Genomic DNA, 14,732 nt, shown 5'->3' on the forward strand with positions numbered 1-14,732 from the left:
GAAATATTAGTGAATGTCTTAAATAAATTTCTTTCTGTTTATTAACCCTACTATGGCGTATGATTTTCCATACATAGGCTTCTAAAGACTTACTATGGTTTTCCGAATGGCTACCAAGTTGGTCAATAGTTTTTCCAAATGATCTAAATGCAACATGTTGGCACCGTCACTTTTGGCATTGGCAGGATCAAAATGGGTTTCCATAAAAATACCGTCTACCCCTGCTGCAATTCCTGCCCGAGCCATCGTGCTTATGAGTTCTGGTCGCCCCCCGGTCACCCCACTAGCTTGATTGGGTTGCTGTAACGAATGGGTAACATCTAGAACAACTGGCGCATATTGTTTCATCGTGGGGATTCCTCTAAAATCAACGATCATATCTTGATATCCGAACATAGTACCTCGGTCGGTAATAACAACTTGGTCATTTCCTGAATCAGTGACTTTGGTAACGGCATGCTTCATACTTTCAGGACTCATAAATTGTCCCTTTTTGAGGTTGACTACTTTTCCTGTTTTGGCGGCGGCCACGAGCAAATCGGTCTGACGGACCAAAAAAGCGGGAATTTGAAGTACATCGACATATTCGGCAGCCATGGCGGCATCAGAAATCTCATGAATATCGGTAACTGTGGGTACCTTGAAAGTCTCGGAGACTTTCCGTAATATTTTTAAAGCTTTTTCGTCGCCTATACCTGTAAATGAATCTACGCGACTTCGGTTGGCCTTTTTAAAACTTCCTTTGAAAACATATGGAATTTGAAGCTTATCCGTTATACCGACTATTTTTTCTGCAATACGTAAGGCCATTTCTTCTCCTTCAATAGCACAAGGACCTGAAAGTAGAAAAAAGTTATTACTGTCGGTATGTTTGATTTGGGGTACAAGGTCTAAACGCATTGCTTTTTGTTTTATACAAAGATACTATTTTGGGATATGAGTGGTTATATAAATTCCTCTCGGTTTCCATTCAGGGTGATTTGTAAGGTGGCTTACGATATGAAGACTAAGATATGGCGAGTGTATACTAAAAATTGATCCCAAATCAATCTACTATGCAAAAAATTATACTGATAACGCTGCTACTGTGCAGTGTGCTGACGATGGCCCAATTTGGTAAAAACTGCGAACTTCGACAGTTTAAGATTAACATTGCCAATCCGGGAATCGAATACGAAATGGCACTAGGTGTGAATACTACCTTTGATATAAAAGCAGGTTTACAGGTGGCTTTGGACCCTGCTGAGCCGGAACTTTATAAAGATTTAGGGTTCTTTCCGGCAATCGCTGGGCAATATCGCTATTATTATAATTTTGAAAAAAGACAACGTAATAGAAGGCAAATTTATGGTAATTCAGCCAACTATATAGCCCCAGTGGCGGCTGTTTTCTTTCCAGGTTCGCGAACAATAGACAACGCCGAAATTAACAATATTATAAGCTATGCCGGCTTCGCAACCGGATTGCAACGAAGCTATGACTCCGGAATTAATTTTTCAATTGATATAGGTGCCGCTTATTATTTGGGGTCCGCGAATGCAGGTATTTATCCCGTTGCCAATCTAAGTATTGGTTGGATTATCAGTGAAAAAAGATGGTGCATCGGTAAGTAATTGTCTAAATATTTCATAAAGTTTATGTAAACAGAACTGTCAAAAATGGGAATCGTGTTAGTTTTAAGGAATCAAAAAACACGGTCATGATCAAGAAGCTGCTACCACTCTTTACCTTGTGTTTTGTATCTATCTTCTATTTACACTCACAAAAAATCACAGAGAAAAATTCAGGAAGCCCCTTCGCATTGATTAATTTAGAAAGGCACCAATTTAATTTTAATCTATTAAGTCCGGGATTTACCTATGAAATCGGACTCTTCAAAAACCAAAGTGCTTCATCGAGTGTAGGTTTCGGTATGGCAACTTATGAGCCAGGTTATGCTATAGGTTTGGTGATGAATAACAGATATCGATATTACCACAATTTCAATCGGCGAATTCGTAAAGCAAAGAATGTTTCGGGTAATTCAGGAAATTATATTGCAGCAGCACAGGCTATTTTCTTTTCTCAACTTCGTTTGACTACTAATATATTAGGCCCCGATGATTTTAATGTGGGTTTTTATGGTATGGTGTATGGGGTACAGCGTACTTACACGAAAGGATTTAATTTTAATGCGGAATTAGGAGCGGGCTATTACAAAGGCGATGGTATTGATTCCGGATTCGGTCCGATGATCAACCTTACATTAGGTTGGGTAGCAACGAAGCGAAAATCACGAAAGCCTAGTTTTGAATGATGCACATCGTCAACTGCTATTCGATTAATTTCAAGTTTGGGTTGAAACCACCTAAAAAGAAAAGGAAACAAGTCTATGGTAAAATTGGCGATAATAACTTCTAGTCTATCGTGTTGTTTTTTAATGGTTTACGTTTTAACCAACCTATATTTGTACCTGTATTTTCTTTACTAAAAACATAGCCTGATCAAAATATCGGAACCTAAAAACGTAAGTGAAATGGATTTTGGTTACGACTACGCTCGACATTGGCATTGATAATAAACCTGGTTTGGTACCTCAGAAATCACTTTATAATAACTCCCTCAAAATCAACAACATAAAAATAACATCACTTTTATGCAACTAGAGAAAATTAGCAGTATCTTTGCACGCTCAAAATAGCTGCTCGTATTGCTATTAATTTTATAATTATGTCCATAACAAAAAATATTGCGATTATCGCCCACGTTGACCACGGCAAGACCACCTTGGTAGACAAGATCATGTATCACTGTCACCTGTTCAGAGACAATGAGAATACTGGCGACCTCATTCTAGATAATAATGATTTGGAACGGGAAAGAGGAATTACTATTACCTCTAAGAATGTTTCAGTTGTTTATAAAGATATCAAAATCAACATCATAGATACTCCTGGTCACGCCGATTTCGGTGGTGAAGTGGAACGTGTTCTGAATATGGCAGATGGCGTACTTTTATTGGTCGATGCTTTTGAGGGTCCTATGCCACAGACCCGGTTTGTGTTGCAAAAGGCTATTGATTTAGGGTTGAAGCCATGTGTAGTAATCAATAAAGTCGATAAAGAAAACTGTACTCCTGAGGAGGTTCATGAAAAAGTATTCGATTTGATGTACGAATTGGGTGCCGAAGAATGGCAATTGGATTTCCCGACCGTTTACGGTTCGGCCAAAAACAATTGGATGAGTGACGATTGGAAAAATGAGACCGACAATATCGAACCGCTATTGGATATGGTTGTAGAGCATATTCCTACTTTTGAACCTAAGGAAGGAAATACGCAAATGTTGATTACCTCTTTGGATTTTTCTTCTTTTACCGGACGTATCGCTATTGGAAGGTTGCAAAGGGGAAGCTTGAAAGAAGGGCAACAAGTTTCTTTGGTCAAGCGCGATGGAAGCATTGTAAAATCAAAAATAAAAGAACTTTTTACTTTCGAAGGTTTAGGCCGTTTGAAAGTGAAAGAAGTTGTTACCGGTGATATTTGTGCCATAGTCGGTCTTGAAGGCTTTGAAATTGGTGATACCATTGCCGATCTTGAAAACCCTGAAGGTTTGAAGACTATCGCTATAGATGAACCTACCATGAGTATGTTGTTTACTATTAACGATAGTCCGTTTTTTGGTAAGGACGGTAAGTTTGTAACTTCACGTCACATCAAAGAGCGTTTAGAGCGTGAGTTGGAAAAGAACTTGGCATTGCGCGTCAATGAAACGGACAGTGCAGATAAGTTTTTGGTTTTTGGCCGTGGGGTATTGCACCTTTCGGTTTTGATAGAAACCATGCGACGAGAAGGTTATGAATTACAAATAGGACAACCACAGGTTATTATAAAAGAGGTCGATGGTGTCAAATGTGAGCCTATCGAGCAATTGACCATTGATTTACCAGAGGAAGTTTCTGGAAGGGCAGTAGAAATGGTTTCTATTCGAAAAGGAGAGATGACCAGCATGGAAGCCAAGGGAAATCGTATGGTTTGTGAATTTTTGATTCCATCACGTGGTATCATTGGTTTGCGAAACCAATTGTTGACCGCTACGGCGGGTGAAGCCATAATGGCTCACCGCTTTTTGGAATACCAACCATTAAAAGGTGATATTCCACAGCGCCAGAACGGTTCGTTGGTTTCTATGGAGAAAGGAAAGGCAATCCCTTATTCTATTGATAAATTACAAGATCGAGGTAAATTTTTCGTTGATCCGGGTGAAGATATTTATGAAGGTCAGGTCATTGGTGAGAACTCGCGTGGTGACGATATGACCATTAATATCACGAAGACCAAAAAATTATCGAATGTACGTTCTTCCGGAGCTGATGATAAGGCCAAGATTGTACCGGCTATCAAGTTTTCTTTGGAAGAAGCTTTGGAATATATTCAAAAAGATGAGTATGTAGAGGTGACGCCGAAGCATTTGCGACTTCGAAAGATTTACCTGACCGAAGTTGACCGGAAACGGAATAAAATTACATAAAGCTAAAAACCCTGAACTTTTCAGGGTTTTTTTTTGAAATGAATTGGTTGGTTTAACGACTGAAAAGTTTAAAATTGAAGATATGCAAAAAGGACTATTTTTTTTAACCCTATTAGCTGTAGCAGGTGTTACCTCCTGTAAAGAACAAACTAAGCAGGCAACAGAAGTAGTTGCCGAAGAAAATGAAGTTATCGAGAATATAGCCTTGGTTCCCGAAAAATGGATAAATAATCGTGTGGCCAAAGCAAAGAATAAGTTGCAAGGTTCAGAAGCGGGTAAGGTGATATGGAATGCGATGGAAGCCCACGGTGGACTTTCAAAATGGTATGGGAATGGAGCCCTTGCTTTTCGTTTTAATTACCAGCCGCTTGATGGCAAAACGGCAAGGGATAGTTATCAGGTAGTCGATACTTGGCGTAACCGAGCCGTGCATACGAGCGTTACCGATAGCACAGCCAAATTTGGCTGGGATGGAAAGGCGGCGTGGGTGAAGGCGAAAGACTCCACAGCTTTTGCTTATGATACGAAGTTTTGGGCGTTGACGCCGATATATTTATTTGCACACCCTTTTGTGTTGGATGGGGAAGGTGTAAATTTAGAACTGTTGCCGCAAGCGACCTACATAGCGAAAACCAATGACGTTATCAAAGTAACTTTTGATGCGGGTACGGGAGACGCCCCCGATGACTATTATATATTGCATTTTGATACCGACACCCACTTGATGACGGCCATTAGATATATTGTTTCTTATCCCGCGTATTTTAAGGATGGTGGTCATAATCCGGAAAAGTTTATGGAAGTTGGAGAACTAGTGAATGTAGACGGACTTTTGTTACCTAGCGAATTGAAGACTCATTGGACGGTCGAAAATGGCCAACCAGGCGAATACATTACCAAGATTGAAGTGACCGACTTGCATTTTGAAAAAACATTGGAAAGTGATTTTTTTGATGTGCCGGAAGGTGCTAAGATTTTAGAATAGTCTTGATAAAAGACATCATAAAAAAGGGATAAAAAAGGCTTGTTTTACGACATTGCGAGGTACGAAGCAATCTGTTAATTATTAGCAGTCAATTAACAGATTACTTCACTTCGTTCTTGTTCTAACTTTTTAGCCCGTTTATTTTACGAATTTCATAAGGTGAAATTACTACCGGTTTTTAGCTAAAAATATTCTTTCTCGCCTGGCAAGCCGCTGCGGCTCCGATGATTCCGGCATGGTTTTGCAATCCTGCGGGAACTACCCGTGTATCTATAGTAATATAGTCTTTGAATTCTTCCCAATCTTTAGAAGTGCCACCACCAAGAATGATAAGGTCGGGTGCGACTATCAATTCAACAAGCTCTAGGAACTTATTAAAACGTTTGCCCCATTTTTTATAGCTGAGCTCTTCTTTTTCTTTAATAGAAGCTGCTGCCCATGCTTCTATTTTAACGTGTTTTTTATACGGAATTTGACCCAATTCAAAGTTCGGGATCAACCGACCGTCTAAAAAGGCACCGCTACCTAGTCCGGTTCCAATAGTAATCATGACAACCAATCCTTTTTCTTGCTGGCCAATACCATAGTTCATTGTGGCGTAACCAGCGGCATCGGCGTCATTTATTACAGTGACATCCAAGCCTGTTGCCTTTTCAAAAAGGGCTTCGACATCCGTATCCTTCCATTTTCTATGAAGGTTTCCCTGCGACTTGCAGACACCTTTTTTGATAACCGTCGGAAATCCGCACCCAACAGGCCCTTTATAATCAAAATGTTTTACGATTTGAGCAACTACTTCGGCCATTTCATTAGGCTTCCTTGATTTCGGAGTGGGTATGCGAAAGCGTTCTGAAACCATTTCACCGGTTTCCATATTTACCATTGCACCTTTTATTCCAGAACCGCCAATATCAATACCAAGAATTTCCATCAATACATTTTGTGATTATGGGCGCAAAGTAACAAAAAAGATTCGGGAGTATTTGCTCTATGACGTTCAGCAGCCGCTTTTATTGTTGAAATTTTCGCAAATATCGTTCTATTGATATGCCAAAGCAATAACTGCATAAGAAAATAGATACTTGAATTTATTCATTTTTTGCATAAAGACCCGTATTTCCTTCTTCCCATAAAGGCATTAGTTTTTCAACAATTTCAGGATTGTCATCGACTATGTTTTTGGTTTCCAAGGGGTCGCTAGTATGGTCGTAAAGTTCGACAGTCGGAATTTCTCCCCGGAAATATTTCGTGAGCCTATATTTTTCGGTCCGGAGTGAAATTCCATTTTTAAAGTAGCTATATGCGGCTTCTGTGGTTTGTTGTTTTTTCGAACTCATAAGGTCGACCAGACTTTCACCATCAAGCGGATAATCGTTGTCTAGGCCACAAAGGTCTAAAAGTGTCGGATAAATGTCTACAGCTTCTACAACACTTTCTACTTTTTGAGTTTGGTGTTCCAAGTATGGTGATTTTATGATAAGTGCGCTTTTTAGCGCATTTTCGAAAAGGGTATGTTTACCCCACACCCGTTGATCTCCTAAATGCCAACCGTGGTCTCCCCAAATAACGATGATGGTATTCTTTTCCATGTCAAGGGCCTTTAATTCTTGCCATAACCTGCCGATTTGCGTGTCGATATAACTTACGGAAGCAAAGTAGGCGTGACGTAATTTTTTGGCATATGCATCGGAAACGGAAGCCTGTAATGACGCCCTTTCTTCACCAAGTGCATACTGATTGAACTCCCCGCTCTCATGAAGACTTTTGAGATTTATGTTCTCTGGGATATTTGGGTTGGGAGATACCGGTAAAGTTGTCTCATCATAGAGGTCCCAATATTTTTTTGGGGCATTAAAGGGAAGGTGGGGTTTGAAAAATCCGACGCCCATAAAAAAAGGCTTTTTATTGTCTTTTAGTTCACGAAGCTTGGTAATCGCCAAATTTGCCGTTAACCCATCGGGGTAGCCGTCATCGTCTACTTCACCTGCCTCATAAGGTTTTACCTGTTTCTTTAAACTTTGGCGGTTTTCACCATCGGCATAAGCGAAAAAAGCGTTCCAGCCCGTTTTCCATTTTCCCGGATTAAAGACCAATTCGTCCCAGCTATGGGGGAGTTCCCTTTTTTCTGAAACGGGTTCTTCGTATCCATAGACATATCCGTCAGCGGAATGACTAATTTTTCCTATACCGACGGTATGGTACCCTGCCTGCCTAAAACGATGAATGAATGTCTCTGGAACTTTGCTTTCCGGTTGGCCGGAAATTTCTTTTTCAATGGCCGAATTGGATAAATGTATCGGTTTTGAAGGGCGCATTCCTGTTAAAAGCGCATGGCGCGAAGCTCCACATGTGGGTACTTGCACATAATGATGGTTGAAAAGGGAGCCTGAAGCCGCAAGGGCATCCATATTCGGTGATTGTATGTAATTATTGCCGTAGGCGCCTAGTTCGGTGCGTAGATCGTCGACAGCAATAAAAAGCACATTGGGGCGTGTTTCCTCGGGTTTCTCTTCCTTGCAACCAAGAACGAATAGTATAAGCAATGAAAATATGAGAAAATGGCAACGTTGTTTTAACATAGGTTGTGTGTTGGTCGTTAGTGTTTACAGGTAAATTTAAATATTTAGGGTTTTAAAGCATCAGTTAAGGTCTTCTTTATCCTTTAAAAAATCAAAAATCATTTGGTCTACTTCCGATACTAAGTGTCGATCTTTATAATTAAGCCAAACGATTTCAGCTATCTCCGAATTTGGTAGCAGTTTGCCTTCGTAGTTTCCCGAATAACAGGTCCTTCGAACCAAGATGCCGGGTTTGTGACCATCTGCCTGACCTTCGAAAATTCCTATAAAATCTAAAGTTGGAATGTTCAAGTCTACGCTTAGCTCTTCTTTGATTTCCCTAAAAATTGTCTGGGTGTCCGACTCTCCGACTTCCCTTTTTCCACCAGGTATATAATATGTTTCCTTCCCATGACTGCGTGTGCACAATATACGGCCGTCGACAATGTGGATCCATGCCAGTGTATCGATAATTTCTTTCGTTGGTTCGATATAATAATCGATCGAGTTGAGTGAGTGGTTGGGGTCGATGACATCCAATACCTTATCCATGGCTTTTCCTAGAAAGGTCAATGTGCCTAATTTTTTGTTTCTACCCAGCGCACTGGAGATGGTTTCATCCCTGTTTCCGAATTTATATCCCCCAGTTTTTATCCAGAGGGCATTTAGTAGGTGTTGCATCAGTACATTGCCCAATTGGTCGATTGAAATGGCAATCTTCAAAGTGAACTCCCCGATTCCGTTAATGCCTCTCGCAGTAAATTTGCGCAGTAATCCATAGATGAGTCCGAAGGGTGCAGTGAGAACAAATAGGATAATGGAAATCAAAAAAAGCAAAATACCGATAAATGGATTTGCTTTCTTATCGGCTTGGTATACTTGCTTTTTTAGGATCATGATTAAATACTAGGTCGTAATATTGAGCGCTAAACCGTACGTTGTACCACTTCGAATATTTTACCGCCGTCACACTTTAGGGTTTTGGAAGGGTATTTTAAAATAAGGGCATAATCGTGGGTGGCCATGAGAATAGTTCGGCCAGACTTATTAATATCTTGTAAAACTTTCATAACTTCGACACTGGTCTGCGGGTCTAGATTTCCCGTAGGTTCATCGGCCAAGATCAGTTCGGGGTCGTTCAATAGCGCCCGGGCAATGGCAACACGTTGCTGTTCGCCTCCCGATAGCTCGTGCGGAAACTTGAACCCTTTGGTCTTCATTCCTACCTTGTCGAGAACTTCTTCGATTTTTGCTTTCATTTTGCTATTGTCTTTCCAGCCTGTAGCTTTAAGTACAAAAAGCATATTGTTGTTGATATTTCGGTCGGGCAACAGTTTGAAATCTTGAAAAACAACCCCTAGTTTTCTTCGAAGATGCGGAATATGCTTCTCTTTCAGTGATTTTAAATCGAAACCGGCAATGGAACCTTCCCCCTGTCGAAGTGGCAGGTCGGCATAAAGCGTTTTCATAAAGCTACTTTTTCCGCTTCCCGTTTTTCCGATGAGGTAAACGAAGTCCCCTTTTTTTACGTCTAAGCTTACTTCGTTCAGTACCAGATTTTCTTTTTGAAAAATGGCAACATCCTTTAACTCCAATATGGTCTCGCTCATGGTCTTCGTTGTTGATATAAAAGTAATAAGTTATTAGAGATTTGCCCTTGATATTTAGGAAAAATCTTTTTCTTTAAATTCAAATTCTACCTGACATATACTTAGGTACGATATTTGCCGTTATAGAGGTTAAAACACGGTAATTATTAAAATAGTTAGAACACTATGCCAAAAAATATCACCGCTTTTCTACCCCTTTTATTAGGGACGGTCATGTTGGGAACCGCCCAAGAGACCAAAGTTTATACACATTCACAAAAGGAATACCAAGATGCCTTGGCGCTGTACAACAATGAGCAGTACCAGGCGGCCCAAACCATTTTTCAAAAGGTTAAGAAGACCACTAGGGACGAGGAGGTTCAGGCCAATAGTGCCTATTACGAGGCCAATGCGGCAGTACGGTTGAACCAATTAGGGGCAGACCATTTGATGGAAGATTTCGTTGAAAAATATCCTACTTCGACCAAACGTAATTCGGCCTTTGCCGATGTGGCCGAGTATTATTTCGCCACAGGAAAATATCCATATGCCTTAAAATGGTATAATAAAGTGGACCAAAGTGCACTTTCACGGGGAGAAATGGATAAGTTCAATTTCAACTATGGATACGCGTTGTTTTCTTCCAAGAAGACCAAGGAAGCCGAACGTTATTTGGGAAAAGTCACCGATTCTCCTATTTATGGCTCCCAAGCGAAATACTACTTAGGCTATATTTCGTACCAACAAGATGATTATGAGGCGGCCAACCAACGTTTTGATCAAATCACAGATCAAGAAGTACTTGAGGAAAAGCTTTCGTACTATCAGGCTGACATGAATTTTAAATTGGGCAAGTTCGAAGAAGCTATTACCCTGGCGAAAAAACAATTGCCAAAAGCCGACCGTAACGAAGTTTCTGAACTGAACAAAATAATAGGGGAGAGCTATTTTAATTTAAAACAATATTCGAACGCAATTCCCTATCTAGAAGATTATAAGGGTAAAAGGGGTAAATGGAGCAATACCGATTATTACTTGTTGGGCTATTCTTATTACAAACAGAACGATTTCGCCAATGCCATACAGCAGTTCAATAATATTATAGGGGGCACCAACAGTGTTTCTCAAAATGCCTATTACCATTTAGCGGAATGTTATTTGAATCTTGATAAGAAACCTGAGGCACTGAATGCATTTCGAAATGCCTCACAGATGGATTTCAGTCCGGAAATTCGAAAAGATTCTTATTTGAACTACGCCCGTTTGAGTTATGAAATAGGTAATGCCTACGAGCCGGTACCCCAAGTGATTTCTAATTATTTGGAGGAATACCCGAATGATGGTAATGCACAAGAGATGCAAGAGTTGTTGGTAGATTCCTATATCACTTCCCGAAACTTTCAGGGAGCGATGGAACTTCTGGAAAATAACCGCAACTATGCCAGCAAGAGTACGTATCAGAAGGTTGCGTTTTATAGGGGAGTCGAGCTTTTTATGGATGGGGATTATGAAGCTGCGTCAGAGAATTTTAAAAAATCGCTTGATAGTGCCGAAGATGGCATCTTCAAAGCAAAAGCTAGTTATTGGAAAGCCGAATCAGATTATTTGTTGAACCGGTTCGATGATGCATTGGCCGGATTTCTTCAGTTCAAACAAAACCCCGTTGCAGAAAGAACAACGGAGTATGCGGAATCAGATTACAATTTGGCCTATACCTATTTTAAGCTAAAAGATTATAATAAAGCGATTTTCTTTTTTGGGAATTTTACAGCTTCCGGTACGACAGATACCCAAAAATTATATGATGGGTATTTACGTATGGGTGATAGCTATTTTGTTACCAGCAAATATTGGCCAGCCATTGAGACCTATAATAAGGCTTTGGCGTTGACCGGTCCCGAGAAAGATTATGCGGCCTATCAAAAAGCCATAAGCTATGGTTTTGTTGGAAAGCAAAGCACTAAAATAGAAGAACTACAGAATTTTGTTTCGAACTATCCAAAGTCGACCTTAAAAGATGATGCCTTGTACGAATTAGGAAATACCTATATCGCAGCCGGGCAAGAAAATCAGGGGTTGCAGACCTATGATCGTTTGATTCGCGATTACCGTGGTAGTTCATTGGTGCCTCAAGCTATTATGAGACAGGGCCTTGTACATTACAACGCAAACCGAAACGAACAGGCCTTGGCCAAATTCAAGACTGTCGTGCGGGACTACGCCAATACCCAAGAAGCGATTCAAGCTGTGGCTACGGCCAAATTGGTGTATGTAGATTTGGGCCGTGTTGACGAATATGCCGAATGGGTTCGAGATTTAGAGTTTGTCGAAGTAACCGATGCTGAACTTGACAATGCCACGTTTGAGTCGGCCGACAAACAAAATTTAGAAGGTAAGAAAGATGCCGCCATTAGGGGGTACGAAAATTATATCAAACAATTTCCGAGCGGCCTACATGCCGTAAATGCCAATTTTAATTTGGCACAATTGTATTTTGGCAAAGGACAAAAGGACAAAGCTTTGACCAACTATATGTATGTAGCGAATAAAGGTGGCAGTGAATATGCGGAACAAGCTTTGACACGGGTCTGTGAAATTTATATCGCGAAAAAAGATTATAGTAATGCATTGCCATATTTAGAACGTTTGGAGGCCCAGGCAGATATTCAACAGAACCGTACTTTTGCCCGTTCTAATTTGATGAAGGGATACTATGGGCAGAAAAATTATGACCGTACCATTGACTACGCAGAAAAAGTATTGGCAACACCAACAATCGATGACCGTATAAAAAGTGATGCCCATGTCATGATCGCGCGCTCGGCCATTCAGACCAATGATGAAGCCATGGCACAAGCGGCGTATGCAGATGTACAAAAGATAGCAACCGGAATTCTTGCCGCTGAATCGCTTTATTACGATGCTTATTTCAAAAATAAGGCGCAACAGTACGAGGCTTCCAATGTATCTGTCCAGAAACTAGCGAAAGATTACGCGGCCTATAAAGAATGGGGAGGTAAGGGACTTATCATTATGGCTAAAAATTTCTATGCTTTGGATGACGCCTATCAGGCAACCTATATTTTGGACAACGTAGTTTCCAACTTTGCACAGTATCCGGAAGTGGTGGCTGAGGCAAGGGGAGAATTGTCCATTATAAAGGCAAGGGAGGCCCAAAGCAATTCATCGGTAGATCCTGGCAACTAAAAAATATATCAGACAGGAAACGTGATGCCGAAAATGTCGAACCAGACAGTCGTCATATTGAATAAATTACATATTAATTTCGATTTGCAAAAAGAACACTGCATGCACAAGAACATAAAATTAACGCTATTCACTTTTTTTGCCATTGCCCATGTTGTCGTGGCCCAAGATGAGAAAGAAGATGATATTGGAACCGAGACCGTAACCGTTACCAAGGCCTATACTCCCACGATTTCAGATGCTTTTAAGATTCGTTCGATGCCGACTATCAACGATTCTATTGTGCTTCAGAAGAAGAAAATCGATTACAGCATCTTTTCGGTCCCAGTGGCATCGACTTTTACCCCTGCGAAGGGCAAAGCTTCGACCGTGGAAAAGACACCGCCTCCAAAACTGTTTAATTCCTACGCTTCGGCGGGTGGAGGGAATCCGGCCAATATTATTGCTGACTTTTATACAAGTAGGGCAATTGACAGGGAAACCCGTTTAGATGTGGGGCTTACCCATAATTCTTCACGAGGTGACCTAGATGGGGTGGCATTAAGTTCTGTCTATTCCAATACCAAGCTCAATACGGCCTATACCAAAAGGGATAGCGATTTTGATTGGGGGGCAGATGTTGCCTTACAACATCAATTGTATAATTGGTATGGCATACCCGATGGTGAATTTACCGAAGAAGCGATACACAGTATTGACGAAAGACAAAATTATTATATGGGCCAAGCGGGGGGGCATATCAATGTCGAGGATTCCTATTTCAAAAACGCCGAGCTACAATACAGATGGTTTTGGGATGCTGCAAAATCAGGGGAGAACCGTGCTGTACTCAGCACAGGATTCGAGTTTCCTTTAAATGAAGAGTCTTTGGATATTAAAGTGAATGCCGATTACGTCAATGGTAATTTCAAAAATGCATCACTAAATACGACCACCAATGATGCAGGTATCAAATACAGCCAATTTCAAGTCGGTATCAACCCGAGTCTGACGTTGCTGCGCGATGACCTTTCTTTGAACCTGGGTGTTAACTTGGTTTATGGATTGGATACCGAAAATAGTGAAGGTAATTTTTATATATATCCGGCGGTAACGGCTTCGTATCGTTTAATGGATGAGATGGCCATTGCCTATGGCGGGGTTGTCGGTGAGTTAAAGCAGAATTCCTATTATGGCTTTGTTGAGGAAAATTCTTATGTGTCACCGACGTTGACTATTGTGCCGACCGATAAGCAATACGATGCTTATATTGGTTTAAAGGGGCAGCTCTTACCTAATTTGAGTTATAATATCAAAGGGTCTTATACAGCGGAAAACAGAAGGCCTTTGTTTAAACTGAACCCTCAGAATACGATACGTAATGACGAAAAGGGCTATAATTATGGCAACTCTTTTGATGTATTCTATGATGATATAAAGACCATTGGAGTCTTTGGGGAATTGAATGTGGATGCAAACCGAAATTTTACCTTGGGGGTAAATGCTGAAATCTATGATTATGATACGGAAACCGATAACCCGGCATGGAACCTTCCCAACCTAACGGCATCGTTGTTTTTGGATTATCAGATCGGAAAAAAATGGTACATGGGCGCTAATCTATTTTATGTGGGTGAACGTGAAGATGTGTCCTCGGAGGCCATCATTGGTCTGCAGCCTACAGATTTTCCGGCTACCATTGTCAATCTTGATGGCTATTTTGATGCCAATGCACACGTAGGGCACCGGTTGAACGATCAGCTTTCCATTTTCTTAAAAGCGGCAAATATTGCGAACAACAACTATCAAAAATGGTCTAATTACCCAGTCCAAGGATTGCAGATTCTGGGTGGGGCGACCTATAAATTTGATTTTTAATGACAAGAATTTTTTGTGTCATTTTTT

The 14,732-nt window shown here is 40.7% G+C and carries 11 protein-coding genes; 6 read left to right on the top strand and 5 right to left on the bottom strand.

The window, feature by feature from the left end:
- Positions 1–81 precede the first annotated feature (81 nt).
- Positions 82–900 (bottom strand): 3-deoxy-8-phosphooctulonate synthase, encoded by an 819-nt coding sequence (kdsA, locus tag BLS33_RS13670; RefSeq protein ID WP_089890141.1) that lies wholly within the window; start codon positions 898–900, stop codon positions 82–84.
- A gap of 155 nt (positions 901–1,055) precedes the next feature.
- Between kdsA and BLS33_RS13675 the strand changes: the two genes are divergently transcribed.
- From BLS33_RS13675 to BLS33_RS13690, 4 genes are all read left to right on the top strand, one after another.
- On the top strand, positions 1,056–1,613 hold the full coding sequence (locus BLS33_RS13675; RefSeq protein WP_143017616.1) for a hypothetical protein: 558 nt from the start codon (positions 1,056–1,058) through the stop codon (positions 1,611–1,613).
- 86 nt (positions 1,614–1,699) lie between these two features.
- Positions 1,700–2,296: a hypothetical protein gene (locus BLS33_RS13680; RefSeq protein WP_245731449.1), complete on the top strand. Its 597-nt coding sequence runs from the start codon at positions 1,700–1,702 to the stop codon at positions 2,294–2,296.
- Between the two features lie 413 nt (positions 2,297–2,709).
- Positions 2,710–4,509: a translational GTPase TypA gene (gene typA / locus BLS33_RS13685; protein ID WP_089890148.1), complete on the top strand. Its 1,800-nt coding sequence runs from the start codon at positions 2,710–2,712 to the stop codon at positions 4,507–4,509.
- An 82-nt stretch (positions 4,510–4,591) separates the two neighbouring features.
- Positions 4,592–5,494, top strand: coding sequence for a hypothetical protein (locus BLS33_RS13690; protein ID WP_089890471.1), 903 nt, complete (start codon positions 4,592–4,594; stop codon positions 5,492–5,494).
- A 178-nt stretch (positions 5,495–5,672) separates the two neighbouring features.
- On the opposite strand, the gene ppgK is transcribed toward BLS33_RS13690, so the two are convergent.
- The 4 genes from ppgK to BLS33_RS13710 form a co-directional block, all read right to left on the bottom strand.
- A complete protein-coding gene (gene ppgK / locus BLS33_RS13695) occupies positions 5,673–6,425 on the bottom strand; it encodes a polyphosphate--glucose phosphotransferase (RefSeq protein WP_089890153.1) in 753 nt (250 codons plus the stop codon).
- A gap of 157 nt (positions 6,426–6,582) precedes the next feature.
- Positions 6,583–8,073, bottom strand: coding sequence for a sulfatase (locus BLS33_RS13700; protein WP_089890156.1), 1,491 nt, complete (start codon positions 8,071–8,073; stop codon positions 6,583–6,585).
- 60 nt (positions 8,074–8,133) lie between these two features.
- Positions 8,134–8,949: an NUDIX hydrolase gene (locus tag BLS33_RS25370; protein ID WP_089890160.1), complete on the bottom strand. Its 816-nt coding sequence runs from the start codon at positions 8,947–8,949 to the stop codon at positions 8,134–8,136.
- 29 nt (positions 8,950–8,978) lie between these two features.
- Positions 8,979–9,662: a cell division ATP-binding protein FtsE gene (locus BLS33_RS13710; protein ID WP_089890163.1), complete on the bottom strand. Its 684-nt coding sequence runs from the start codon at positions 9,660–9,662 to the stop codon at positions 8,979–8,981.
- A gap of 165 nt (positions 9,663–9,827) precedes the next feature.
- Here BLS33_RS13710 and BLS33_RS13715 point away from each other — a divergent pair, with 165 nt between their 5' ends.
- A complete protein-coding gene (locus BLS33_RS13715; protein WP_089890167.1) occupies positions 9,828–12,848 on the top strand; it encodes a tetratricopeptide repeat protein in 3,021 nt (1,006 codons plus the stop codon).
- A 102-nt stretch (positions 12,849–12,950) separates the two neighbouring features.
- Entirely contained in the window at positions 12,951–14,705 is a 1,755-nt protein-coding gene (locus BLS33_RS13720; protein ID WP_089890171.1) for a TonB-dependent receptor, read from the top strand.
- The last annotated feature ends 27 nt before the right edge of the window (positions 14,706–14,732 follow it).

Origin of the sequence: Kriegella aquimaris, assembly GCF_900103215.1 — a bacterium.
GTDB classification, from domain to species: Bacteria; Bacteroidota; Bacteroidia; order Flavobacteriales; family Flavobacteriaceae; genus Kriegella; species Kriegella aquimaris.